Source organism: Krasilnikoviella flava (assembly GCF_900167525.1).
Lineage (GTDB): Bacteria > Actinomycetota > Actinomycetes > Actinomycetales > Cellulomonadaceae > Isoptericola > Isoptericola flavus.
Map to the genome: position 1 here is coordinate 62376 of NZ_FUZQ01000001.1, position 25773 is coordinate 88148.

Annotated in this window: 17 protein-coding genes; 12 read left to right on the plus strand and 5 right to left on the minus strand. The window is 74.2% G+C overall.

What is annotated here, in order from left to right; translation table 11 throughout:
• Positions 1-85: 85 nt before the first annotated feature.
• From B5Y66_RS00280 to B5Y66_RS00325, 10 genes are all read left to right on the plus strand, one after another.
• The gene (locus B5Y66_RS00280) at positions 86-3931 is read left to right on the plus strand and encodes a nitrate reductase subunit alpha (RefSeq protein WP_079569481.1); all 3846 of its coding nucleotides are present in this window, start codon (positions 86-88) and stop codon (positions 3929-3931) included.
• Positions 3928-5625, plus strand: a complete 1698-nt coding sequence (gene narH, locus B5Y66_RS00285) for a nitrate reductase subunit beta (protein WP_079569484.1) — start codon at positions 3928-3930, stop codon at positions 5623-5625. Before B5Y66_RS00280 ends, narH begins: the two co-directional genes overlap by 4 nt.
• Positions 5622-6344, plus strand: coding sequence for a nitrate reductase molybdenum cofactor assembly chaperone (gene narJ, locus B5Y66_RS00290; protein ID WP_079569486.1), 723 nt, complete (start codon positions 5622-5624; stop codon positions 6342-6344). Before narH ends, narJ begins: the two co-directional genes overlap by 4 nt.
• Positions 6335-7096: a respiratory nitrate reductase subunit gamma gene (narI, locus tag B5Y66_RS00295; RefSeq protein ID WP_079569488.1), complete on the plus strand. Its 762-nt coding sequence runs from the start codon at positions 6335-6337 to the stop codon at positions 7094-7096. Before narJ ends, narI begins: the two co-directional genes overlap by 10 nt.
• 16 nt (positions 7097-7112) lie before the next feature.
• Positions 7113-8345, plus strand: coding sequence for an MFS transporter (locus tag B5Y66_RS00300; protein ID WP_079569491.1), 1233 nt, complete (start codon positions 7113-7115; stop codon positions 8343-8345).
• A 100-nt stretch (positions 8346-8445) separates the two neighbouring features.
• A complete protein-coding gene (locus B5Y66_RS00305) occupies positions 8446-9885 on the plus strand; it encodes a molybdopterin molybdotransferase MoeA (protein WP_079569494.1) in 1440 nt (479 codons plus the stop codon).
• 1 nt (position 9886) lies between these two features.
• Positions 9887-10618, plus strand: coding sequence for a molybdenum cofactor guanylyltransferase (gene mobA / locus B5Y66_RS00310; protein WP_079569497.1), 732 nt, complete (start codon positions 9887-9889; stop codon positions 10616-10618).
• Complete coding sequence (locus B5Y66_RS00315) at positions 10615-10932, plus strand: DUF6457 domain-containing protein (RefSeq protein WP_079569500.1); 318 nt, start codon at positions 10615-10617, stop codon at positions 10930-10932. Before mobA ends, B5Y66_RS00315 begins: the two co-directional genes overlap by 4 nt.
• Positions 10933-10936: 4 nt before the next feature.
• Complete coding sequence (gene moaA, locus B5Y66_RS00320) at positions 10937-12055, plus strand: GTP 3',8-cyclase MoaA (RefSeq protein ID WP_139820655.1); 1119 nt, start codon at positions 10937-10939, stop codon at positions 12053-12055.
• 1 nt (position 12056) lies between these two features.
• A complete protein-coding gene (locus tag B5Y66_RS00325) occupies positions 12057-12377 on the plus strand; it encodes a MoaD/ThiS family protein (RefSeq protein ID WP_322788680.1) in 321 nt (106 codons plus the stop codon).
• Positions 12378-12444: 67 nt separating this feature from the next.
• Here the strand turns inward: B5Y66_RS00325 and B5Y66_RS00330 are convergent, their stop codons facing one another.
• The 5 genes from B5Y66_RS00330 to B5Y66_RS00350 form a co-directional block, all read right to left on the minus strand.
• Positions 12445-18516, minus strand: a complete 6072-nt coding sequence (locus B5Y66_RS00330; protein ID WP_079569502.1) for an Ig-like domain-containing protein — start codon at positions 18514-18516, stop codon at positions 12445-12447.
• 199 nt (positions 18517-18715) lie between these two features.
• Positions 18716-19726, minus strand: a complete 1011-nt coding sequence (locus B5Y66_RS00335) for an electron transfer flavoprotein subunit alpha/FixB family protein (RefSeq protein ID WP_079569505.1) — start codon at positions 19724-19726, stop codon at positions 18716-18718.
• 12 nt (positions 19727-19738) lie between these two features.
• On the minus strand, positions 19739-20545 hold the full coding sequence (locus tag B5Y66_RS00340) for an electron transfer flavoprotein subunit beta/FixA family protein (RefSeq protein WP_079569508.1): 807 nt from the start codon (positions 20543-20545) through the stop codon (positions 19739-19741).
• A gap of 65 nt (positions 20546-20610) precedes the next feature.
• Positions 20611-21888: an MFS transporter gene (locus B5Y66_RS00345; RefSeq protein ID WP_176168739.1), complete on the minus strand. Its 1278-nt coding sequence runs from the start codon at positions 21886-21888 to the stop codon at positions 20611-20613.
• Between the two features lie 51 nt (positions 21889-21939).
• Positions 21940-22785 (minus strand): alpha/beta hydrolase family protein, encoded by an 846-nt coding sequence (locus B5Y66_RS00350; RefSeq protein ID WP_079569514.1) that lies wholly within the window; start codon positions 22783-22785, stop codon positions 21940-21942.
• 55 nt (positions 22786-22840) lie between these two features.
• On the opposite strand from B5Y66_RS00350, the gene B5Y66_RS00355 reads away from it, so the two are divergent.
• Positions 22841-23428 (plus strand): TetR/AcrR family transcriptional regulator, encoded by a 588-nt coding sequence (locus tag B5Y66_RS00355; RefSeq protein ID WP_079569517.1) that lies wholly within the window; start codon positions 22841-22843, stop codon positions 23426-23428.
• Between the two features lie 41 nt (positions 23429-23469).
• Positions 23470-25758, plus strand: a complete 2289-nt coding sequence (gene glgX, locus B5Y66_RS00360; RefSeq protein ID WP_079569520.1) for a glycogen debranching protein GlgX — start codon at positions 23470-23472, stop codon at positions 25756-25758.
• The last annotated feature ends 15 nt before the right edge of the window (positions 25759-25773 follow it).

The following is a 25773-nucleotide window of genomic DNA, read 5'->3' on the forward strand; positions in this document are numbered from 1 at the left end:
CGCGCACCCTCGACGTGCGCTGTCGCAGGTCCGGGCCCATGATGCGAAGCAGTGACTCTCCGGTTCCCCAGCCCCAGGAGTGCGCATGTCGACCACCCGCCCGCCCGTCCGCGACCTCGGGTCGGCACCGCCGACCGACGCGTCCGACGCCCTGCTGCGGCTCGGCAAGCACCTGCGCAAGGGGGACGTGTCCGAGGACCTGCGGCAGCTGTTCCTCAAGGGCGGCCGCGAGGGCGACGTCTTCTACCGGGACCGGTGGTCGCACGACAAGGTGGTGCGCTCCACGCACGGCGTGAACTGCACGGGATCGTGCTCGTGGAAGGTGTACGTCAAGGACGGCATCATCACGTGGGAGACGCAGCAGACGGACTACCCGTCGGTGGGCCCGGACTCCCCCGAGTACGAGCCGCGCGGCTGCCCGCGCGGCGCCGCGTTCTCCTGGTACACGTACTCGCCCACGCGGGTGCGCTACCCGTACGTGCGCGGCGTGCTGCTGCGGGCGTACCGGGAGGCGAAGGCCGCGGTGGGCGGCGACCCGGTGCTGGCGTGGGAGCGGCTGACATCGGACCCCCAGACGGCGCGGGCGTACAAGAGCGCGCGGGGCAAGGGCGGCCTGGTGCGCGCCACGTGGGACGAGGCCGCGGAGCTCGTGGCCGCCGCGCACGTGCACACGATCAAGGCGCACGGGCCTGACCGGGTGGCCGGCTTCTCCCCCATCCCGGCGATGTCGATGGTGTCGCACGGCGTCGGGGCACGGTTCGTGCAGATGCTGGGCGGCACGATGCTGTCGTTCTACGACTGGTACGCGGACCTGCCGGTCGCGTCCCCGCAGGTGTTCGGCGACCAGACGGACGTGCCGGAGTCCGCGGACTGGTGGAACTCCTCCTACCTCATCATGTGGGGCTCGAACATCCCCGTGACCCGCACCCCGGACGCGCACTTCATGGCCGAGGCGCGCTACCGCGGCACCAAGGTGGTCTCGGTCTCGCCGGACTACGCGGACAACACGAAGTTCGCCGACCAGTGGCTGGCGCCGCAGCCGGGCACGGACGGCGCCCTGGCCATGGCGATGGGGCACGTGATCCTGCGCGAGTTCCTCGTCGAGAAGCGCACCGCACCGTTCGTCGACTACCTCAAGAAGTACGCGGACGCGCCCTTCCTGGTGCGCCTCGACGAGCACGACGGCGCGTACGTGCCCGGCAAGTTCCTCACCGCCGCGGACGTGGACGACGCCGTCCTGCCCGGGGCGTCGACGGCGGCCAACCCGCACTTCCGGACGCTGCTGCTGGGCGCGGACGGCGCCGTCGTCGCACCGAACGGGACGCTCGCGGACCGGTACGGCGAGGCCGGCGAGGGGAAGTGGAACCTCGACCTGGGCGACGTCGACCCCGTGCTGTCGGTGGCGGACGCCCCGGTGGTCGAGCCCGTCGAAACCACCGACGGGGTATCGACGGGCTCGACCGGCGTCCCGGTGCTGCTCCCCAGGTTCGACGTCCTGCCCGACGGCTCGGACGACGCCGCCGCGCACCTCGGCGGCAAGGGCGTGCTGACGCGCGGCGTGCCGACCCGGCGGGTGGGCGGCCACCTGGTGACGACGGTCTTCGACCTGCTGCTGGCACAGTACGGCGTCGAGCGGGCGGAGCTCGGGCTGCCGGGCGAGTGGCCCACGGGCTACGACGACGCGACGGCCCCCGGCACGCCGGCCTGGCAGGAGGAGATCACCGGCGTGCGGGCCGCCGACGCCGCGCAGATCGGCCGGGAGTTCGCGCAGAACGCGGAGGACTCCGGCGGCCGGTCGATGATCATCATGGGCGCGGGGGCCAACCACTGGTTCCACTCGGACACCATCTACCGCGCGTTCCTCACGCTCACCACGATCACCGGCTGCCAGGGCGTCAACGGCGGCGGCTGGGCGCACTACGTGGGGCAGGAGAAGTGCCGGCCGATCACGGGGTGGGCCCAGTATGCGGGCGGGCTGGACTGGGTGCGCCCGCCGCGGCAGATGATCGGCACGGGCTGGTTCTACCTCGCCACCGACCAGTGGCGGTACGACGGGATGCCGGCCGACGCGCTGGCGTCGCCGCTGGCCCCGGGCCGGCTGGCCGGTCGCACGACGGCGGACGCCCTGGTGGAGTCCGCGCAGCGCGGCTGGATGCCGAGCTACCCGACCTTCGACCGCAACCCGCTGGACCTCGTGGACGAGGCGCGCGCGGCGGGCAAGGAGCCCGAGCAGCACGTCGTCGACGAGCTCAGGGCGGGCCGGCTGCACTTCGCGTGCGAGGACCCCGACGACCCGGCGAACTTCCCGCGCGTGCTGACGATCTGGCGGGCCAACATCCTCGGCTCGTCCGGCAAGGGCAACGAGTACTTCCTCAAGCACCTGCTCGGCACGGACGCGTCGGTGCTCGCCGACGAGGCCCCCGAGGGTCGCCGGCCGACGTCGATGACGTGGCGTGACGAGGCGCCGCGCGGCAAGCTCGACCTGCTGGTCACGATGGACTTCCGGATGACGAGCACCACGCTGTTCTCCGACGTCGTGCTCCCCGCGGCCACCTGGTACGAGAAGCACGACCTGTCGAGCACGGACATGCACCCGTTCGTGCACTCGTTCAACCCGGCGATCAGCCCGCCGTGGCAGACGAGGACCGACTTCGACACGTTCCACACGCTGGCGGGGCTCGTGGCGCAGATGTCCGAGGAGCACCTGGGCGTGCGCGAGGACCTGGTCGCCACCCCGCTGCTGCACGACTCCCCCGACGAGCTCGCGGTGCCGCACGGCACGCTCACCGACGCCGGGGCGCCGGTCACCGAGCGCGAGCTGGTGCCCGGCGTGACGATGCCGCGCCTGCAGGTGGTGCAGCGCGACTACCCGGCGTTCGCCGCGCGGATGGCCGCGCTCGGGCCGCTGACGGACACCAAGGGCATGTCCACCAAGGGCGTCGCGTTCATGCCCGACGAGGAGGTGCGCAAGCTCGGGCAGGTCAACGGCCTGGTGACCTCGGGCCCCGCGGCCGGGCGCCCGCGCCTGGACCGCGACACGCACGCCTGCGAGACGATCCTCGCCCTGTCCGGCACCACCAACGGCCGCCTCGCGGTGCAGGGCTTCGAGCACCTGGAGCAGCGGACGGGACGGCCGCTGGCCGACCTGGCGCGGGACGACCAGGCCAAGCGCGTCACCTTCCCGGACGTGCAGTCGCGCCCGACGACGGTGATCACCTCCCCGGAGTGGTCCGGGTCGGAGCACGGCGGGCGCCGGTACACGGCGTTCGCCGTGAACGTGGAGCGGCTCAAGCCGTGGCACACGCTCACCGGCCGCCAGCACTTCTACCTCGACCACGACTGGATGATCGAGCTGGGCGAGCAGCTGCCGGTGTACCGGCCGCCGCTGGACCTGCACCACCTGTTCGGCGACTCGCCACGGCCGGGCGCGTTCGACGACGGGGGCCCCGACGGCAGCGGCACCGGGCACGCCGCCGTCGCGGTGCGCTACCTGACCCCGCACTCCAAGTGGTCCATCCACTCCGAGTACCAGGACAACCTGTTCATGCTGTCGCTGTCGCGCGGTGGACCGAACATCTGGATGAGCCCGGCGGACGCCGCGAAGATCGGCGTCGCGGACAACGAGTGGATCGAGGCGGTGAACCGCAACGGCGTCGTCGTGGCCCGCGCCGTCGTCTCCCACCGCATGCCCGAGGGCACGGTGTACATGCACCACGCCACGGACCGCACGGTCGACGTGCCGCTCGCCGAGACGTCCGGGCGCCGCGGCGGCATCCACAACTCGCTGACCCGCATCCTGCTGAAACCCACGCACCTCGCCGGCGGGTACGGGCAGCTCACCTACGCGTTCAACTACCTCGGCCCCACCGGCAACCAGCGCGACGAGGTCACCGTCATCCGACGCCGCTCGCAGGAGGTGCGTTACTCGTGAAGGTCATGGCGCAGATGTCGATGGTGATGAACCTCGACAAGTGCATCGGTTGCCACACCTGCTCGGTCACGTGCAAGCAGGCGTGGACGAACCGCACCGGCATGGAGTACGTGTGGTTCAACAACGTCGAGACCCGCCCCGGGCTCGGCTACCCCCGCACCTACGAGGACCAGGACACCTGGCAGGGCGGCTGGGTGCGCACCAAGCGGGGCAAGCTCAAGCTCCGCGCGGGCGGGCGGGCCAAGAAGCTCGCCACGATCTTCGCCAACCCCAAGCTGCCGTCCATCCACGACTACTACGAGCCGTGGACGTACGAGTACGACATGCTGCTCAGCGCCCCGCAGGGCGAGCACACCCCGGTGGCGAAGCCGAAGTCCCTCCTCACCGGCGACGACATGTCGATCCAGTGGTCGGCCAACTGGGACGACGACCTCGGCGGGTCGACCGCGACGATGCAGGACGACCCGATCCTCAAGCACATGAGCGAGCACGTCGCCGAGGAGCTCGAGCAGACGTTCATGTTCTACCTGCCGCGCATCTGCGAGCACTGCCTCAACCCGTCCTGCGTCGCGTCCTGCCCGTCGGGCGCGATGTACAAGCGGGTCGAGGACGGCATCGTGCTGGTGGACCAGGACCAGTGCCGCGGCTGGCGCATGTGCGTCACCGGCTGCCCGTACAAGAAGGTCTACTTCAACCACAAGACCGGCAAGGCCGAGAAGTGCACCCTGTGCTACCCGCGCATCGAGGTGGGCCTGCCCACCGTGTGCTCGGAGACCTGCGTGGGCCGGCTGCGCTACCTCGGCCTCGTGCTGTACGACGCCGACAAGGTCGGCGCCGCCGCCGCCATCGAGGACGAGCACGACCTGCTCGCCGCCCAGCGCTCCGTCTTCCTCGACCCGGACGACCCCGAGGTGGTCGCCGCCGCCCGCCGCGAGGGCATCCCGGACGACTGGATCACCGCCGCGCAGCGCTCCCCCATCTGGAAGCTCATCCACGACTACGAGGTGGCGCTCCCCCTGCACCCGGAGTACCGCACGCTGCCGATGGTCTGGTACATCCCGCCGCTGTCGCCGGTGGTCGACGTCGTGGCCAGCTCCGGCAACGACGGCGAGGACGGGCGCACCCTGTTCGCCGCGATCTCCCAGCTGCGCATCCCGCTGGAGTACCTGGCCGGGCTGTTCACCGCGGGCGACACCGCGCCGGTGGAGCGCGTGCTGCGGAGGCTCGCGGCGATGCGGTCCGGCATGCGCGAGGTCAACCTCGGCCGGGAGTTCCCCGAGGAGACCGCCACCGCCGTCGGCATGACCGCTGACCAGGTCCAGGAGATGTACCGCCTGCTCGCGATCGCCAAGTACGAGGAGCGGTACGTCATCCCCACCGCGCACACCGAGGTGGCGCGCGAGCTGGAGGAGATGGCCTGCTCCCTCGACTTCGAGGGCGGCCCGGGGATGGGCGGCGCGGGTCCGTTCGGCTCGTCGTCGGGCACACCCACCCCCGTGGCGGTGGAGAACTTCCACGCCCTCGCTGCGCGGCAGACCGCCGACTCCCCCTACGGCCCGACCACGCCCGGGCGCGTGAACCTGCTCAACTGGGACGGCAACGGCCGGCCCAGCGGGCTGTTCCCGCCGGGCGACATCGGCGGGGGCGCGGCCGGCGAGGGCGGCGACGGCGCGGACGAGGAGGGTCGGCCGTGAGCCTCGCGTTCCTGCCCCGCCCCGGCGTCCGCGCCAAGCGGCTCGACCCGCTCGCCCCCGTGCCGCTGGACGACCGGGGCCGCGCCGTCGCGCACATGGGCGCCGCGGTGCTGCTGCGCTACCCCGACGACGAGGCGCGCGCGGCCGCGGCCACCGTGCGCGACGCCGCCGCGGGCCTCCCCGCCCCGGTGCGCGACCGGCTGACCGGGCTGGCCACCGCCCTGACGGACGGCGACCCGGCCGCACTGCAGGCGGAGTACGTCGCCACGTTCGACCTCAAGCGCCGCTGCGCCATGTACCTGTCGTACTACGCGGCGGGCGACACCCGGAAGCGCGGTGCCGCGCTCGTGCGCTTCGTCGAGGCCTACCGCGCCGCCGGCTTCGAGACCACCGGCGACGAGCTGCCCGACTACCTGCCCACCGTCCTGGAGCTGTCCGCCCGCGGCGGGCCTGACGGCGCCCGGATCGCGGGCGCCCTGCTGTCGGCCCACCGCGACGGCATCGAGGTGCTGCGCTCGGCGCTCGCTGCGCAGCGCTCGCCCTGGACGCCGGCGATCGAGGCCGTCTGCCTCACCCTGTCGCCGGTCGACGCCGCCACCGCCGAGCGCGTCGCCGACCTGGTGGCGGCCGGCCCACCGGCAGAGCTGGTGGGGCTGAGCGGGTACGGGAGCGGTGACACGGGGCACGCGAACGACGGGAAGGACCTGCCATGGGCCTGACGGACGCTTCCGCCGACAAGATCATCCTGTGGGTCGTGGTGCCCTACGTGACCTTCGCCGTCCTCGTCGTGGGGTCGGTCTGGCGCTACCGCTACGACAAGTTCGGGTGGACCACCCGCTCCAGCGAGCTCTACGAGAAGCGCCTGCTGCGCTGGGGCTCCCCGCTGTTCCACTTCGGTCTGCTGTTCGTGGTGCTCGGGCACTTCCTGGGGCTCGTCGTCCCGAAGTCGTGGACCGAGGCCGTGGGGGTCTCGGAGGCGCAGTACCACTTCGTCGCGACATGGATGGGCTCGCTCGCGGCCCTCGTCGCCGTCGCCGGGCTGCTCATCCTCATCTACCGCCGCCGCGCCACCGGCCCCGTCTTCCTCGCCACGACCAAGACGGACAAGCTCATGTACGTCTTCCTCGCAGGGTCGCTGCTGTCCGGCGCATGGGCGACGGTGCAGACGCAGGTGATCGCGGCCGGTCACGGGTACGACTACCGGGAGACCATCTCGCCCTGGTTCCGGTCCCTGTGGTACCTGCAGCCGGAGCCGGCCCTCATGGCCGGGGTGCCCGCCGCGTTCCAGGTGCACATCACCGTCGCGATGCTGCTGTTCGCGCTGTGGCCCTTCACCCGTCTGGTGCACGCGTTCTCCGCCCCCGTGCAGTACCCGTTCCGGCCCTACGTGGTCTACCGGTCCCGCGAGGCCTCCGTGTCGTCGCGGGCGCCGCGGCCCGGGTGGGACCCCACGAACACGCCGCCCCGCTGAACTCAGGAGGAATGCGATGACCTCGGCAGCCACCCCCGGACCGACGGACGCCCCGACGGCCCCGGCCATGCAGGGCAACACGACGCAGCTCGCCCTCGCGACCGTCGGCTTCGCGATCTGCTTCTGGGCGTGGGCGCTGCTCGGGCCGCTGGGCAACAGCTACGGGCAGCTGTACCACCTGTCGGACTTCGAGGTGTCCGTGCTGGTGGCCGTGCCCGTCATCGTCGGGTCGCTCGGTCGCATCCCGATCGGTGCGCTCACCGACCGGTTCGGCGCCAAGGTGATGTTCCCGCTGTGCGCCGCCCTGACGATCGTCCCGGTGCTGTTCATCGGGTTCGTCGCGAACAGCCTGCCGTGGCTGCTGATCGGCGGGTTCTTCCTCGGCCTCGGCGGCACGACCTTCGCCATCGGCGTCCCGTTCGTCAACAACTGGTACCCGCCGGCCCGCCGCGGCACCGCGATCGGCATCTTCGGCGCCGGCATGGGCGGCACGGCCATCGCGTCGTTCTCCACCGTGCCGATCCGCGACGCGTGGGGCGACGGCGCCCCGTTCATCATCGTCGCCGTGTTCCTCGCGGTCTTCGCCCTCGCCTCGCGGGCCCTGCTGCAGGACTCCCCCGCCTGGAGCCCGGGGACCGGCGGCGAGGGCATGTGGGCGCGCACGTGGGCCACCCTCAAGATCCCCGCCACGCTGCAGCTGTCCTGGCTGTACGCCATCGGCTTCGGCGGCTTCGTCGCGTTCTCGGTGTACCTGCCGACGTTCCTGCAGAACGCGTACGACCTCAGCGCCAGCGACGCGTCGTTCCGCACCGCGGGCTTCGTGGTGCTCGCGGTGGTCTGCCGGCCCCTCGGGGGCACGCTGTCGGACAAGGTGGGCGGCGTCCCCGTGTCCATCGCGTGCTTCGCGGTGGTCACCGTGTTCGCGGCCGTGATCGTCTTCCAGCCGGCCTTGATCCCCGGCGCGACGATCGCCTTCCTCGGCATGGCGGCCGCGCTCGGGGCCTCGTCCGGAGCGACGTTCGCGCTCGTGGCCAAGATGGCACCTCCCGGCACGGTGGGTGCGGTGACCGGCGTCGTCGGCGCCGCGGGCGGCCTGGGCGGCTTCATCCCGCCGCTGATCATGGGCGCCGTGTACGGCGCGCGGGGCGACTACGGCATCGGGTTCGGCCTGCTCGCGCTGACGGCCCTCCTCACCCTGCTGTTCACGCTCGGCCCGGTGCGCAAGCGCGTGCGGGCGAACGCCGGATGACGGCACGGCCGGCGACCTGCGCCGCCGTCTCACCCGCGCGCCGGACCCGCCGTGAGGTCCGCGCCGCACGGGCGACACGTCGTCGGCCTAGCGTGGTCGCATGAGCGCCGAGTCCACGACGCCGGGCAGCACGCCGGGCAGCACGCGCAGCCTGACGGAGCACGTGGCCGCCGTGCTCGCGCGGGTCGCCGCGCTGCCCGCCGAGGACGTCGGCCTGGACGAGCTCGCCGTCGAGGGCCCGGGGCGGGTGCTCGGCGCCGACGTGCGCGCCGTCGCGCTGGTGCCGCCGTTCGACGCCGCCGCGATGGACGGCTACGCCGTGCGCCTCGCCGACCTCCCGGCCGACGGCTCCCCGGCGACCCTCCCCGTCGTCGGCGACCTCCGCCCCGGCTCGCCCCCCGATCGCCGTCGCCGTGCGGCAGGCGCTGGACACGCCGTCGTGGAGGGCCGTCCTCCCGCTCACCACGCCACCGGAGCCGCCGTGCGCATCATGACCGGCGCGCCGGTGCCCGGGTGGGCCGACGCCGTGGTGCCGGTGGAGCGCACGTCGACAGGACGGTTCGTCGCGGGCGGCCCGACGACGGAGCGCGAGGTCACGCTCGCCCGCCAGCCCCGGGGCCACGTGCGGCACCGCGGCGAGGACGTGCGACCGGGCGACCTGCTCGGCCGGGCCGGCGACGCCGTGACACCCGCGCTGGTGGCCGTCGCGGCGTCCGCCGGGCTGACCGCGCTGCCCGTGCGGCGGCGGCCCCGCGTGGCCGTGCTGTCCACCGGGTCGGAGCTCGTCCCCGCTCGGGTCGGCAGCTCGTCCCCCGTCCGGCACGACGGCCTGCCCGACGAAGGACGGGCTGCCGACCCGACAGGCCTCATCCCGGACTCGAACTCGCTGCTCCTCGCCGCCCTCGCCCGCGCCGCCGGGGCCGACGTCGTGCGCGTCGGCGCCGTCCCCGACGACGCCGACGCCCTCCGTGCCGCCCTCGACCGTGTCGCGGCCGGGCCGGGGGTCGACCTGCTCGTCACGACCGGCGGGGTGTCGGCGGGGGCGTCGGACGTGGTGCGGGCGGTGCTGGACGGGGACGACGTGCGCCTGGCCGACGTCGAGGTCGCGGCCGTGGCGCTGCGGCCCGGGCGCCCGCAGGCGCTGGCCCGCTGGCGGGGCGTGCCCTGGGTGGCGCTGCCCGGCAACCCGGTGAGCGCGTTCGTGTCGTTCGCGCTGTTCGTCCGGCCCGCGGTCGCCGTCCTCGCGGGCCGGGAGCCGGTGCGGCCGGTCCGGCGCACCGTGGCCGAGGCGTGGCCGAGCCCGCCGGGACGCACCCATGTCGTGCCGGTGCGGAGCCTGCCCTCGGGCGTCGTCGAGCGCGCCGTCTCCCCCGGCGCCGTCCGCGGCGAGGGCCCTGGCTCTGGCGCAGCCGGGCACGCCACGTCGGCCCTGCTGGGCGCCGACGCGCTCGCTCTCGTGCACCCCGATGTGGACAAGGTCGAGGCCGGCGACGAGGTCGACGTCCTGCCCCTCGACCTGCCGTTCGGCGCCGGGGCCTGACATGGGTCCCGGCGCCGCCCCGCACGTCCGGCACGACGCCGTCGTCCTGGCCGGCGGGCGTGCCACGCGTCTCGGCGGCGTCCCCAAGCCGACCGTCGTGCTCGACGGCGCCACGCTGCTCGACCGCGCGCTGGCCGCGGCCCGCGACGCCGAGCGCACCGTCGTCGTCGGGCCCGATCCCTCGCTGCCGCCCGGCCGGGACGTGCTCGTCGCGCGCGAGGACCCGCCGTTCGGTGGTCCCGTCGCCGGGCTCGACGCCGGGCTGGGGGCTCTCGGCGCGGCGACCGAGGGCGGCGCTCCCGCATGGGTCCTCGTGCTCGCCGTGGACGTGCCGCGCGCGGCCGAGGCGGTCCCGCTGCTGCGCGCCGCCGTCGCAGGGCACGAGGGGACCGACGGCGCCTACCTCGTCCGGGAGGACCGTGCGCAGTGGCTGGTCGGCCTGTACCGCCGCGCCGCGCTGCGGCGCGCTCTGGACGCGGTGGCCGGTCCGGACGGCCCCGCGGGGCTCGCCGGGGTGCCGGTCAAGCGCCTGGTCGCGCACCTCTCGTGCGTCGAGGTGCCCGACCGCGACGAGGTGAGCGCGGACGTCGACACCTGGGACGACCTACGACGCCTTACGGTAGGACTTCACACAGGAAGCCACACAGGAGACCACACCGTCGTGGCCGCCCGCGCCGGCGCGGAGCCCACGACGCCCCGACCGCCGACCGACCGCTGGGGAGGAACCCGATGACCGACCAGACGCCTCGCGGCACCGCCCGCGGCACAGAGCCCGGCTCCAGCGTGCTGGACCGGTGGGTGGACGCCCTGGAGGCGGAGCTCGGGCTGCCGCTGCGCAGCGTGGACGTCGGCGCCGTGCTGGACCTCGCGCGCGATGCCGCGCACCAGGTCGCGCGGCCCGCCGCCCCCGTCACGGCCTACGCCGTGGGCTACGCGGCCGGGCTCGCCGCCGCGCGCGGCGAGGGCTCCGACGCGCTCGGGCGCGCGACGTCGGCGGCGCTGTCCTGGCAGGACCCGGGTCCTGGCACCTCCGGGACGGGGAGCTGACCGGATGACGACCGTCTCGCTCGGGATGCCGCGACTGCCCGCGGCGGGGGTGCCCGACGTCGCCCTGCCCGCGGACCGCCCGGCCACCGGGGGCCTCGTGGACCGGTTCGGCCGCGTCGCGACCGACCTGCGCGTGTCGCTCACCGACCGCTGCAACCTGCGCTGCACGTACTGCATGCCCGCCGAGGGCCTGCCCACGCTGCCGAAGGACTCGGTGATGACGCGCGAGGAGATCGTGCGCCTCGTGGGCGTCGCGACGCGCGACCTCGGCGTGCGGCAGGTGCGGTTCACCGGCGGGGAGCCGCTGCTGCGCCGGGACCTGGTGGAGATCGTGCGCGACTGCGCCGCCCTCCCCCTCCGCCCGGAGCTCAGCCTCACCACCAACGCCGTGGGGCTCGACTCCCGCGCCGCGGCCCTGCGCGAGGCCGGGCTGGACCGGGTGAACGTCTCGCTCGACACCCTGGACCCGGACACGTTCGCCACGCTGGCCCGGCGCCCGTTCCTCGCCCGCACGCTGGCCGGGATCGACGCCGCCGCGCGCGAGTTCGACCTCGTGAAGATCAACGCGGTGCTGGTGCGCGGCGTCAACCTCGACCACGCGGCCGAGCTCCTGGCGTGGTGCCTCGAGCGCGGGTTCGAGCTGCGGTTCATCGAGCAGATGCCGTTGGACGCCGACCACGCCTGGGACCGCGCGGCGATGGTGACCGCGGCGGAGGTGCGCGAGCAGCTCGGCGAGCGGTTCGCCCTGGAGCCCGACGAAGAGCCGCGCGACGGCGCACCCGCGGAGCGGTTCGTCGTGCGCGACGCCCACGGCGGCCGCCTGGGCCGGGTGGGCATCATCGCGTCGGTCACCGAGCCGTTCTGCGGCGACTGCCGCCGCACCCGCCTCACCGCGGAGGGCGGGGTGCGCGACTGCCTGTTCGCGCACACCGAGACCGACCTGCTGGGCCCGCTCCGTGCGGGCGCCGACGACGCCGTCCTGGCCGACCTGTGGCGCACCGCCATGTGGGGCAAGCAGGCGGGGCACGGCATGGACGACACCGGGTCCGGCACGGACCTGGACACCCGGCCGGGCTCGGGGTTCACGCAGCCCGCACGCACCATGAGCGCCATCGGAGGATGACGTGCCCGACCAGCCGACCATGACGGACCGGCCGATCGGCCAGCCGACGAGCGAGCCGACGACCGGGCAGGACACGCAGCCCGTGGGCCTGCGCTACTTCGCCGCCGCTCGCGCCGCCCTCGGCCGCTCGGAGGAGACGCTCACCGTCCCGCCCGGCGCCACCGTCGCCGACGTCGTCGCCCGGCTCGCCGCCGCCACCCCCGCGGCCGAGCCCGTGCTCGCCCGCTGCAGCGTGCTGCTCGACGGGCGCCGGGCCGCGCCCGCCGACGTCGTGCCGGCCGGCGCGAGCCTCGACCTGCTGCCGCCCTTCGCCGGCGGCTGAGCCGGCGCCCTGCGCGGGCGCCGGCTCAGGGCCGGGTCAGTGCCGGGTCATGGGCGGGGCATCGCGCCTAGTTCGTGCTCCACCAGGTCTTCTCGTAGGCCTTGCCGTTGATGACGACCCACACGTTGTGGCCGCGGTACTGCGGCGAGGCGCTGCCGATGAAGCACAGCAGCTCGAGGGACCCGTTCGCCGGGATGTCACGGCGGTAGGTCGACGACCCGTAGAACTGGTGCGCGGAGCCGTCGAAGTCGGTCCAGCAGGCGACGCTCTGGCTGCCCGTGTCCTGGAAGTCGTGCGTGGTGACCACCAGCTTGGCGCAGGTGGGATCGCCGCAGTCGCCGTTGTTCACCGAGCTGCCCCGCGAGACCACCGCGCGCGGGTTCGGCGGGGCGTCCGTGGTGTGGCTCGCGCTCGCCCAGGCGCCGCAGCCCGCGAGGTTGCACGCCCGCGCCTGGACCGAGTACGTGGTCGAGTAGGCGGACCCCGTGTCCATCGAGAAGGGGAACGTCGCCGACGACCCGCTGCCCGTGCCCCACGACCGCTGCCACTCGATGCGCTGCACCGGCCGCCCGCCGTTGTTGCCCGGGGCCGAGATGGTGAACCGGCCCTGCGTCGCGGACACCTTCGACGGCGAGATCCCCGGGGTGCCCGGCGTCGTGTACGGCGTGACCGCGCCCGACCTCGCCGACCAGCCGGAGCAGGTGTACGCGTTGCAGGCCCGGACGTCGAACGTGTACTCGGTGCCGTTCGACAGCCCCGGGTAGGTGTACGAGGTCGCGTTGCCGACGTTCGTCCCGCCGGAGCCGTTCGCCCGCACCTGGTAGTACCCGCCGCTCCCGCGGTAGTCGTCCGTGGCGCTCCAGCTCACGTTCGCCTGGCCGCTGGTGTTCGAGCCCAGCTCGGCCCGGACGTTGCCGGGCACGCCCGGCACGCCGTAGGGCACGACGGCGTTCGACGCGGCGCTGGCCTCGGAGGTGTCGGCCTTGTTCCGCGCCCGGACGGTGAACGTGTAGGTGGAGGTGGTCTTGAGGCCCTCGACGGTCTGGGAGAGCGCCGTGCCCGCCTCGATCGTGCGGGTCTTCGTCCCGTCCTCGTAGACGTCGAGGAAGTACATGTCGATCGGGGCGCCGTTGGTGTCCGGCTGCTGCCAGCTCACCGTCGTCTGGCCGCCCACGGCGGTGTCGACGCGGCTCGCGGACGGCGCGGCGGGCGCGGCCGGCGGCCCGGCCGGGGTCTCCGGGGCCGACGGGTCGCCCCACTCCGACGGATCGGGCGCGGCGTTCACGGCCTGCAGGCGCACCGTGTACGCCGTGCCGTTGGTCAGCCCGTCCCACACGAACGTGCCGCCCGTGACGCACTGCTGCTGGATCGCGCCGCTCGTGGGAGCGGGGCTGATCTCCAGGTTGACGCACTCGATCGGCGACCGGTCGGAGTACGTCTTGTTCGTCCAGTCCACCGTGAGCTTCTGGTCGCCGAACGTCAGCGTGGGGGCCGCCGGCGGGTCCGGCTTCTCGTCCGGGCGAGCCATCTCCGACGCCGCCGACGGGTCGGACTCGCCGACGTCGTTGGTCGCCGTCACGGTGAACGTGTACTCCACGTTGTTCGTCAGGCCGTCGAAGGTGCAGGTGGTGGTGGTGCAGTCCTTGGTCTTGCCGTCGCTGGCGTGCAGCGTGTACCCGGTGATGGGGGCGCCGTTGTCGTTCGGCTGCTCCCAGCTCAGCACCACGGTGCCGGAGCGCACCTCCTCGACCGCCGGCGCCCGAGGAGGCTCCGGCCTGCCGAGCACCGTCACGGTCACGGTGCCGTCCACCTGGCGGTCCGGGTCCTGCGTGGCGTCCTCCACCGTGTAACGGGCGGTGAGCACGCCGTGGAAGTCGGCGTCGGGGGTCACGGTCACGTTCGAGCCGTCGAACGAGACGTCGCCGGAGCCGGCCTCGCCGACCGCGCCCACCACCGTCAGGTCCTCGCCCGGGAAGGGGTTGGTGTCGTTCTCGAGCACCGGGATCGTCACCGGCTGGCCCTGGTGCGCGTCCGGCACCTTGTCGGGCGTCGTCTGCACGAGCGGCCGGGTGGAGCCCACGACCGTGAGCTCGAGGTTGCCGCTGACCGGCGGGTTCTTGCCGTCCGAGACGCTGAACGCGACGTCCTGGCGGGTGCCCTTCGACACCGACGGCTCGACCTGCGCGGTCACGGTGCCGCCCGAGACCGCCGTCGAGATGCCCTTGGCACCCTCGACGTCGAACGTCAGCGCGTCCTTGTCGGGGTCCTTGACGTAGCGCGACAGGTCGACGACGTTCTCCTCGCCCGCCGCCACCTGGAGCGTCGGCGTCCCGACCACCTGCGGCGGCTGGTTCTTCGACGGCACGACGTCGATCGGCACCGTGAGGACGGCCGTCAGCCCTTCCTTGTCGTCGGGCCCCTCGCCGTCGGTCACCTCGAAGCTCACCGACGCCCCGCCGGCGAAGTCCTCGGCCGACGTGAACTCGATCGTGTCGCGGTCCTTGACCTCGGTCGAGCCGCCGGTGGCCTTGACGGTCTTCTCCTCGGTGACGCGCGGCACGTGGTTCTCCCGCACCACGACGAGGTCGCCCAGCTCGACGGTCAGCGGCTCGCCGCTGACCGCCTGCAGGGGGGTCGAGCCCGGCTTGAGGTACGGCCGCGACTGGTCGCCCGGCACGCGCACGAACGCCTTGGCCTGCAGCCCGTCGACGTCGGTGACCGTGTAGGTGACGACCTGGGCCGTCGCGCGCACCGCGACCTGGATCGTGCCGTCGTCGCCGACGGTCACGCCCTCCGACGCCCGGTCCACCGAGACCTCGAGGTCGGCGCCCACGCCGTCCGGGTCGACGTCGTTGGCGAGCACGTCCACCGTCACCGTGGACGCGTCCCGGATCTGGCCGGCCGTGACGACGTCGTCGTGCGCGATCGGCTTGAGCAGCGGCGCCTCGGCGTCCACGGTCACCGTGATCGACCCGGTGGAGCGCGCCTTGAAGGCGTCCTGGACCGTGTAGTAGAAGGAGTACGCGCCGTCCTTGCCGGGGGCGGTGAGCACGACCTCGTCCTCCACGGCCTCGGGCTCGACGCCCTCGCGCATGCCGCTGAAGCCGTCCTTGACGAGGCCGATCTCGTCGCCGTCGGGGTCGTTGTCGTTCTCCAGCGCCCGCACGGCCACCGTGCGGCCCGGCCGCACCGTGCTCTCGTCGTCCACGACCTGCGGCGGCTGGTTGGTCTCCGGGGGGACGGCGATGCCCACCCGCACGACCCCGCGGCCCACGGCCCCGCGCGTGTCGGTCACCTCGTAGGCGAACGAGTCGAAGCCCGCCGCGCCCTCGGCCGCCGTGTAGTCGACGAAGCCGTCCACGATCTCCGCCGTCCCCTGGCTCGGCGCCTCCGAGATCGAGCTCAGCGTCACCTGGTCGCCGTCGGGGTCCGTGCCGTCGAGCTCGAGCGGGATGCGCACGGTCTTGCCGCTGAGCACCCGGCTCTCGGTGTCCGGCACCTGGGGCGCCGCGTTCTCCTCGTCGTCCTTGATCGTGATGGTGACCTGCGCGGAGTCCTTCTGCCCGTTGCTGTCGCGCACCTCGTACACGAGGTGCGCGGTGCCCGCCTCGGCGCCGGCCCTGAACCGCACCGTGTCCTCGGAGACGAACGCCTCGCCGAGCTCCGCCTCGGGCTCCTCCTGCAGCTCGTCGTTGAGGACGATCTCGAGGCCGTCGGGGTGCGAGTCGTTCTTCAGCACGGGGATCGTCACGACGTCACCCGCGTGCACCAGCGCCTTGTCCGCGCCGGCCTCCGGGGGACGCAGCCGGTCGGGCGCCGGGATCGGGACCACCCGCACCTGGCCGGTCGCGGAGCCGGTGCCGTTCGCGACCGTGTAGTCGAAGGTCACCGGCTCGGTCAGGCGCCGCTTCTCCGTGACCTTGAGGATCTCGTGGTTGAGCACCGTCACGTCCACGGGCGAGTCGTCCGGCACGGTGACCGACTGCACCACGAGGACGCCGCCCGCCGGGTCGGAGTCGTTCGCCAGCACGTCGAGCAGCGCGGAGCCGTCCGACGGCAGCAGCACCTGGTCGGAGACCACCACCGGCGGCGCGTCGTCCTCCGGCGGCGCGACCACGTCCACCCGGACGAGGCCGAGCGCCACGTTGGGGCCGTCGCTCACCTGGTAGGTGATGTCGAAGGAGCCCGGCTCCTGCCCCAGCACCGAGAACACCCCGGCGGACAGGTTGTTCGTGACCTTCAGCCCCTTCTTCTCCGCCACGTGCACGAGCCGCAGCTCGTCCCCGTTGGGGTCGGTGTCGTTCTCCAGCGGCCGCACCGTGACCGGCTGGCCGGCCAGGACCGTGACGTGATCCTGCACCGCGACCGGCGGCTCGTTGGTCGCCACGACCTGGACGATCAAGGTGCCCTCGACCGGCTCGCCGCGGGAGTCGGAGACCGTGATGTCGACGATCTTGCGACCCGTGGCCGAACCACCGTCGCGGAACTCGACGGTGCCGTCCGGGCGCGAGCGCACCTCGTCCTTCGGGTCCGCGGTGCTGGCGTGCGAGAGGAACAGGTCGTCGCCGTCCGGGTCCTTGAAGTACGGCAGCACCTTGACGCTCCCGGTGCCGTCCTGGCCGACGCGCAGCACGGGCTTCCCCGACTGCGTGGGCGGGTCGTTCTCGGACTCCGGCACCACCTCGACCGTCACCTTCGCGGTGTCCGTGCCGTCGCGGCCGTCGTCGACCTGGTAGGTGAACGTCGCGCTCCCGGTGGCGTCCGCCGGCACGTCGGCCTGCAACGCCGCGCCGTCCAGGACCCGGTCGACGTCGATGTCCCCGTCGACGTCGCCGTCGACCGACGCCGTCATGACGTCGCCGTCCGGGTCGATGTCGTTGCCCAGCACGTTGAGCACCGTGGTGCCCCCGGCGCGGACGCCGAACGTGTCGTCCTCCGCCTGCGGCGGCCGGTTCTTCTTGTCCCGGTCCGCGACGAACTGGTCGACCTGCTCCGGCGTCGTCTCCTCCGACTCGGTCTTCTCGCCCTCCGCGTCCTCGGGGATGGTCAGGTCCCAGTCGTCGACCTTCTGGAACTCGTCCGCGGCCATCCACAACGTGCCGTTGACGACGTCGTTGAGCACGATGACGTCGCGGTTCACGCGGTACACGAGGTTGGTGTCGGTGCCGATGCCCTCGAGCACCGTGTCCTCGTCGGCGTCGGTGCCGGGGCAGTCGCGCACCACCTGGCCCGAGACGGACCACGCGCCGTACACGCACTCGCCGAGCTGTACCGGGCGGGAGGGGGTGCCGTTCGCGGTCCGCTTCGCGGCGGCCTTGCCGTCCAGCGGCTGGGAGACCAGCCCGCGCGCCGTGGCGAGCACCACGACGTCGGAGTCGGCCGACGGCTGCTGCAGCTGCGCCGCCGCGCCGCCGTCGATCTCCACCGCGTCACCGCCGGGCAGCACGACCTTGCCCGTCGAGCGGTCGAGCACGACCGCGGCGTCGCCCACCGTGGTCACCTGGAGCTCCGCGTCCTTCGCCACCGACAGGCGCTCCTCGTCGGTGGACTCCGCCGTGCCCCGGGCCCCCGTCGCCACGGTGTAGAGCTTCCCCTCGGCGGGGGCCGCCACGATGACCGTGCCGTCCGTGCTCACCTCGACCTGGGCGCCCGCGCCCACCTCCTCGAGCTCGGGCTCCGTCTCCTCCGCGTCGAACGCCATCGCGCCGTCGAACGGCACGACCCAGACCCGCCCCGTCTCCCCGTCGAGCACCGCGGCGGTGTTCCCGCCGGTCGCGACGTCGGCGCCGGCGGGCAGCTTGAGGGTGCTGCGCAGCGCCAGCTGCGCCGGGTCGACCGGGCTGGCGGAGGAGTCCACGGAGCTCTCGAGCAGCACGTGCTGTGCATCCTGCTCGACGTCGAAGCTCACGGAGTTCGCCAGGAGGGTGCCGTCGAGGGCCCGGGCCTCGTAGTTGAACCGGCCGAGGGTGCCCGTGGACGTCTGCGTCACCCACACGCCCGAGTCGTTGAGGTCGACGTCGACCGTCGCCTCGCCGTCGTACCAGAGCGCGAATCCGGTGAGGCCTGCGCCGAACAGCGCGACGACGCCCACGGAGGCGATGGAACGACGGTTCTCCAGGACGCGCGAGACGAAGCTCATGCCATTCCTCTCGATCCCCTGTACGGGTGCGACAGCCCACGCGCCACCGTGGCGGCGCGGGCGGAGGCCCGGCGTGACCCATCCGGGGAGGGCGATGGGGAACAGCGCGATGCATTCCTCGCCGGAGCATACCGAAACTGCCCGGCACGGGGGCGTTCGTCCGATGGGGAGGTCTACCCATGCCGCCGCGGCGGCGGCGTCACGCGTCCCGGTGCGCGCGGATGGCGGCGGCAGCCTGCGGCAGCACGTCCGTGAGGTCGCCGACGACGGCGAAGTCGCAGATCTCGAAGATCGGCGCCTCGGGGTCGGCGTTCACGGCCACGATCACCTGCGACGCCTGCATGCCGCCGCGGTGGTGGGGGGCGCCGGAGATGCCCGCGCCCACGTAGAGGCGCGGCGCGATGGTGACGCCGGTCTGGCCGATGTAGCGGTCGAACCAGCCCTCGAAGACGGCGTCGCGGGAGGCGCCGACCGCGGCGCCGACGGCGTCGGCGAACTTCTCGACCGGGCCGAAGTCCCCACCGGTGCCGCGCCCGCCGGCGACGACGACGGCCGCCTCCTCGAGCGTGGGGCGGCTCGGGGCGCGCTCCTTCACCTCGCGCGACGTGACGACGACGCCGGCCGTCCCGGGCAGAGCCACGGGCAGCGGGTCGACCTCGGTCGCGACCGGGGCCGCGGCAGGTTCGGGCACGACGGCGTTGGCACGCACGGTCAGCACCGCGACGTCCGCGGTGACGACGCACCGGGTGTCCCAGGCGCCGGCGAAGACGCGCTTGCCGGCCACGACGCGGCCCGCCTCGTCCTCACCCACGGCGGCGGCGTCGATGACCAGCCCCGCGCCGAGCACGTGCGCCGCCAGAGCGGCGGCCTCCTTCGCGCCGAACGTGGCGGGGGCCAGGACGACGTCGGCGTCGGTGCGGCGCACCGCGGCGGCGAGCGTCGCGCCCACGACGGACGGCAGGTGCCGGGCGCCGTCGCCCCCGGCGGCGGCGAGCGCGTCGGTCGGCACCTCGGCCTGGTGCACGGTCTCCACGCCGTAGGCGCCGAGCTGGGCGAGCACCTCGACCGTGGGCGCCTCCAGGGTCACGGCCTCGACGCGGCCGAGGCCGCGCGCGATCGTGAGCAGCTCCAGCACGCTGGAGCGCACCTCGGTGGCGGGGTCCACCAGGACGAGGGCGGTGCGGTTGCGGGTGGGGTCGTTCGTCGACACGGTCGCGTCCTCTCAGACCAGCTCGTTGCGGATGAGGTACTCGGCCAGGGCGGTGCCGCCCTCGCCCTTGTCGACCACCAGCTCGACCTCGGGGCGGGCGGGGCGCGGCGTCGCGGACACCGCCTCGGTGCGGGCGCCCGCGGCGCCGACGGCGGCGGGGTCGAGGCCGAGGTCGGCCGCCGACCACTCCTCGATCTGCTTGGTGCGGGCCGCCATGATCAGCTTGAAGTTCGGCATGCGGGGCGTGTTCGCCGTGTCCGCGACGGACAGGACGGCGGGCAGCGGGGCGGTCAGCGTCTCCGAAGCCTCGTCGGTCTCCCGGCCCACGGTGAGGGTGCCGTCCGCGACGTCGACCTTCTTCGCCAGGGTGATCGCCGGTCGGCCGAGCTCGGCCGCGACCAGCGCCGGGACCACGGAGCCGAGGCCGTCGAGGGCCGCCATGCCGGTGATCACGAGGTCGACCGGTGCGCCGTCCGCCTCGAGCCGACGGACGCCGGCGGCGAGCGCCGCGGCGGTGCCGAAGTAGTCCGAGCCGGCCAGCGCGTCGTCGGTGACCCGGACCGCGCGGTCCACCCCCATCTGGAACGACTTGCGCAGCGCCACGTCGCCGTCCGCCGGGGCCACGGTGAGCGCGACCACCTCGCTGGCCGCGCGCTCGTCCTCGGGCAGCGCGTCGAGGATCCGCAGGGCCGCCTCGAGGGCGTTCTCGTCCAGCTCGTTGAGGGTGCCGACGCCCGGGTCGCGGTCGACGCGACAGTCCACGAAACGCCGATCCGCGTTGATGTCCGGCACGTACTTCACGGCGACGACGATGCGCACGGGCGCGACCTCCAGCTCACGGTGGTGACGACCGGCCGCAGTCGCTGCGGCCGACGGTGTCGAGCCTACCCGCGGCCTCCACGCTGTCGGCGCGGAGTCCGTGCGTCGCCGTCGGCACCGCGTCCACGCATCGCCGTCACGGCGGCGGGGAGGAGGACGGCCGCAGCGCCGGCAGACGCCATGGCACCCGCGAAGAAGGGCGCCGCCTGGCCGGCCGCGAGCGAGAGGGCCCCTGCACCGAGGCCCGCGGCGAACAGGCCGAGGTCCCAGCATGACGTCGTGACGCCGATCGCGACGCCGGGCGGACGGGCGGACGGCGTTCCGAGGGTGAGCGCCACGGCGCACGGGTAGGCGAGAGCCACCCCCGCCCCGACCGCGGCACACACGACCAGTGCCCCTGGCACGCCGGTGACCGTCGGGAGCACGGCCAGCGCCACCCCCTGCACGACGGCGAGGACTGCCGCGGGGCGCGCGGGGCCCCAGCGGTCGACCGCGGGGCTGCCCGCCGCCCGGACCACGAGGAACGCGGCGGCGAGCACGGTGAGGCCTGCGGTGTCCGGCAGGCCGCGGGACCTCAGGTACAGCGCGAGCATGCTGATCACGACCCCGTACCCGCACGCGACGAGACCGAGGTAGATGCCGGGGAGCCGCTCGGCGGAGGACCGTCGCCCCCACCGCCGTCGTCGCCGGCCGGTCGGCGGGTCGGAGGGCGCGGGCGAGGCGTCCCTCGACCGGACCTCCGCCTGTCGCCCGGCGGAGGCGACGAGCCCCAGCGCCGTCAGCGGAGCCGCGACGGCCAGCACCCACGCAAGGGTCGTTCCGGCGGCGCCCAGGCCGGCGGTCAGCACGGCGGCCGCCGGCCCGACCGTCAGCCCGGTCCACATCGACAGGCCGAACCAGCCGGCGACCCGGCCGCGGCGCGCGGCGGGCGCCGCGGCGAGCACCCACGGGAGCGCCCCGGAGAAGAGCAGCCCCTCGCCGAGCCCCACCAGCAATCGCGCGATGGCCACCGATCCCGGGTTGACCGTCGCAGCCTGCCCCGCAGCACCGACCGCCACCGCGACGGCGCCGGCCGCGACGGCACCGCGCGCGAGACCGCGGTCCGCCAGCCGGCCCGCGCGGGGCCGCACCCACGCGCTCGCGAGGAACGGCAGGCCCACGAGCACGGGAACCAGCGGCTCGGGCGTGCCGCCCCGCTGGGCGAGGTCGTGCGGCAGCAGCTGGAGCCCCACCCCGAGGGAGAGATAGCCGAGCGCCACGGCCGCCCACAGCCGGCGCACCGGTGCCCGCGAAGGGCGGAGCGGGATCCCGGGAACACCGGGGTGGTCAGGTCCGCCGGGCACGACGTACCCGTCAGGTCCCGGAGGGTCCGGGGGTCTCGACGGGTCCATCGGTCACGAACGCCGTGCGGGGCCGAGGAACTGCAGGACCTCGCGCGCGGCCCGGACACGGGAGTCGGCGAGTGCGTGGTCGGTGTCGAGCACCGTCGCGGACAGCGCTACGCCGTGCCGGCGGAACGCCTCGGCGACGGGTGCGTGGTGGTGCGCGGCGGGGGTCACCTGGTCGCGACCGGTCCCGACGAGCAGGACCCGGCGGCCGGTGAGGTGGGGCGCCAGGGCGGGGAGCGACCACCGCTCCCCCTGGGACATCATCTCGTCCACGAGCGCGCGGGCGGTGGTCCCCCGCAGCGGCGCGAGGAGGCCGCCCCAGGCCTGCTCGTAGCGCGCCCGGCCGCCGGGCTCGCCCACCTCTCGTCGGGCACGGCCGAAGTCGAAGCCGGCGATCGACACCGCGGCGTCGAGCGTCGGGTCGGCTGCCAGGGTCTGCAGGGCCACGAACCCTCCGAAGCTGTGGCCGACCAGGCTGATGCGGCCGCCGTCGAACCGGGCGTCGTCGCGCAGGGCGGTCACGACGGCGCGCGCGTCGTCCAGCGCGGCCGCCCAGGACCAGGAACCGGGGCTGCCCCACGAGCCACGGTAGTGGGGGGTCACGGCGGCGTACCCGGCCCGCCGCAGCACCTGGGCCAGGTCCTGCCAGGTGTCGTGACCGGGGAAGCCGTGCAGGAGGAGGACGACGGGATGGGGTCCGGTGCCGGCGGGGAGCAGCGCGCTGTTGAGCAGCCGGTGCCCACCGGACACGAGGGGCAGCTCGACCGAGGTAGGCGGCCACGGGTGGGCCGGTGGGTCGCTCACGAACGGGTCGTCGCCGCCCGGGCCCTCGATGGTACTGATCGGTTCCATCTGCGCACCCTAGCGCGCCCGGAACCGGATCGGTACCGAGCGGTACCATCAACGCGTGCCCGTACCCCAGGGATCCACCCTCGACCCGGACCGCACCCGCTCCGCCTGCCTCGACGTGGCCACCGAGCTCTTCTACGCGCGCGGCGTCGACGCCGTGGGCGTGGCCGAGGTGTGCAGCACGGCGGGCATCTCCAAGCAGACGCTCTACCGCCACTTCGGGTCCAAGGACGGCCTGGTGGAGGCGATGGTCGAACGGCGCAGCGAGCGGGTATGGCGATGGCTCGAGGATGCCGCGACCGCCGCTGGGCCGGCGCCGCAGGCACGTCTGACGGCCGTGTTCGACGCTCTGGGAGGCTGGTTCTCCGAAGCGGAGTTCCGCGGGTGCGGCGTCATGAACGCCGTCACGCAGCACCGCTCGGCCGGCCTGCTGCGGCTCGCTGCCCGCCACCTCGACCGATACCGCGGGCTCCTCGCCGCGATCGCCGTCGACGCCGGGGCCGCGGACGCCGCCGGGACCGCGGAACAGCTCCTGCAGGTCCTCGAGGGCGCCACCCTCCTCGCCTCCACGTCGCCGCACCCGGCAGACGCCGCCCGCACCGGCCGGGACGCGGCCCTGGCCCTGCTGGCCGCCTCCCGGACCTGACGGCGCGCGCCTCTACGGCTCATCCCGGGCAGCATGTCCTCATGGAATCGCGACCCAAGGTCACGCCGCTGACACGACCGAGCGCCAGGCGCAGTCATGTGCCGCCCCTGGGCGTGCACCCGACGCCGGACGGCGGGATCGACGTGGCGGTGGCGGCGTCGCACGCCGCCGGCGTCGAGCTGTGCCTCGTGGACGTCGTCGAGCCGCACCGCGACGCCCACGACCCGGCCCGCTACGCCGAGCGGAGGTTCCCGCTCGACGGCCCGGTGTACGGCGTCTGGCACGGGCACGTGCCGCACGTGAAGCCCGGGCAGCGGTACGGGTTCCGGGTGCACGGGGCGTGGGACCCGCGGGCGGGCCAGCGGCACAACCCGGCCAAGCTGCTCGTCGACCCTTACGCGCGGGGGCTGGCCGGGGACCTGACGTACGGGCCGGAGACGCTCGGCGCGGTGAGCGCGCCCCGACGCCCGGACGAGCCGGACTCCCCCGACGGCCGCTGGTGGGTGGCCGAGCGGTACGGAGCCGCCGACGACCGCGACTCCCTCGCCTTCGTGCCGCACTCCGTCGTCGTGGCGTCGCACCCGGGGCCGCCGCCGCTGAGCCGGCCGCGCGTGCCGTGGGCGGACACCGTGGTCTACGAGGCGCACGTCCGCGGGCTGACGGCGCAGCACCCCGACGTGCCGCCGGAGCTGCGCGGCACGTACGCGGGTGTCGCGCACCCGGCGATGATCGCCCACCTCACGAGCCTCGGCGTCACGACGCTCGAGCTGCTGCCGATCCACACGTTCGCCGACGAGCCGCACCTCGCGGCGCAGGGGCTCACCAACTACTGGGGCTACCAGACCCTCGGCTTCTTCGCCCCGCACGCCGGGTACGCGACGCGGGCGGCGCGCGAGGCGGGACCGGCCGCCGTCCTCGACGAGGTGCGCGGCATGGTGCACCTGCTGCACTCCGCGGGCATCGAGGTGCTGCTCGACGTCGTGTACAACCACACCTGCGAGGGCGGCGACGACGCCCTGCACGTGAGCTGGCGCGGCCTCGACAACGTCGGCTACTACCTGCACGACGGCGCCTCGCCGGCGGCGCTGGCCGACGTCACCGGCACCGGGAACTCGCTCGACTTCCGCCGCCCGCGGGTGGTGCAGCTCGCGCTGGACTCCCTGCGCTACTGGGCCGAGGTGGTCGGCGTGGACGGGTTCCGCTTCGACCTCGCGGTCACGCTCGGCCGCACGCACCACGGCTTCTCCCCCGACCACCCGTTCCTCGTGGCGCTGCAGGCCGACCCGGTGCTGAACAACCTCAAGCTCGTGGCCGAGCCGTGGGACGTCGGCCCCGGCGGCTGGCAGACCGGGAACTTCCCGCCGCCCATGGCCGAGTGGAACGACCGCTTCCGCGACGCCGTGCGCGGGTTCTGGCTCGACGCGCCCCGGGAGGGTTCGCACGGCCGCCCCATGCACGGGCTGCGGGAGCTCACCACCCGGCTGGCCGGGTCGGCCGACCTGTTCGGGCACTCGGACCCGCCCCTGGCACGAGGGCCGGTCGCGTCGGTCAACTACGTCACCGCGCACGACGGGTTCACGCTCGCCGACCTCGTGGCGTACGACCACAAGCACAACGAGGCCAACGGCGAGGACAACCGCGACGGGTCGGACCACAACCTGTCCTGGAACCACGGCGTCGAGGGGCACGCCCCGGGGGCCGACGACGGGGAGGGCGGCGGCGACACCGCCACCGAGCCGTGGTCCGCCGTCGTGCCGCTGCGCCGCCGCTCCCAGCGCAACCTGCTGGCCATGCTGCTGCTTTCGGCGGGCACCCCGATGCTCACGGCCGGCGACGAGCTGGGCCGCACCCAGCGCGGCAACAACAACGCGTACGCGCAGGACAACCCGATCTCGTGGGTGTCGTGGGACCTCGAGGACGCCGCCCGCGACCTGCTTGACACCACGCGCGCGCTGCTGGCCCTGCGCGCCGAGCACCCGGCGCTGCGGGCCGACTCGTTCTTCCTCGGCAGCCCCCGCCCCGGCGAGGACGAGCCCGACCTGCTGTGGTTCGGCTCCGACGGCGCGCCCATGGACCGGGACGCGTGGGCCGTCGCCGGGCGGCGGGTGGTGCAGATGCTGCGCCCCGGGCCCGACGACGGCGACGCGCACGTGCTGCTGGTCCTCAACGGCGGGCTGGACGACGTCGGCGTCACCCTGCCCCCTGCCCCCGGCGGCGGCGCGTGGGAGCGGGCGTGGAGCTCGTCGTGGGACCGGCCGGAGGCACCCGACGACGAGGCCGAGGACGTCGTGCTCGAGTCGCTGAGCGTGGAGGTCTTCCTGGGCCGGTGACGTGGCCGGTGACGT

Excerpts from the sequence above, each read along its gene's own strand:
- B5Y66_RS00315 (WP_079569500.1), top strand. The coding sequence starts at position 10,615 with ATGACCGACCAGACGCCTCGCGGCACCGCCCGCGGCACAGAGCCCGGC.
- B5Y66_RS00300 (WP_079569491.1), top strand. The coding sequence starts at position 7,113 with ATGACCTCGGCAGCCACCCCCGGACCGACGGACGCCCCGACGGCCCCG.
- narI (WP_079569488.1), top strand. The coding sequence starts at position 6,335 with ATGGGCCTGACGGACGCTTCCGCCGACAAGATCATCCTGTGGGTCGTG.
- B5Y66_RS00280 (WP_079569481.1), top strand. The coding sequence starts at position 86 with ATGTCGACCACCCGCCCGCCCGTCCGCGACCTCGGGTCGGCACCGCCG.
- glgX (WP_079569520.1), top strand. The coding sequence starts at position 23,470 with ATGGAATCGCGACCCAAGGTCACGCCGCTGACACGACCGAGCGCCAGG.
- moaA (WP_139820655.1), top strand. The coding sequence starts at position 10,937 with ATGACGACCGTCTCGCTCGGGATGCCGCGACTGCCCGCGGCGGGGGTG.
- B5Y66_RS00305 (WP_079569494.1), top strand. The coding sequence starts at position 8,446 with ATGAGCGCCGAGTCCACGACGCCGGGCAGCACGCCGGGCAGCACGCGC.
- B5Y66_RS00350 (WP_079569514.1), bottom strand. The coding sequence starts at position 22,785 with ATGGAACCGATCAGTACCATCGAGGGCCCGGGCGGCGACGACCCGTTC.
- mobA (WP_079569497.1), top strand. The coding sequence starts at position 9,887 with ATGGGTCCCGGCGCCGCCCCGCACGTCCGGCACGACGCCGTCGTCCTG.
- B5Y66_RS00330 (WP_079569502.1), bottom strand. The coding sequence starts at position 18,516 with ATGAGCTTCGTCTCGCGCGTCCTGGAGAACCGTCGTTCCATCGCCTCC.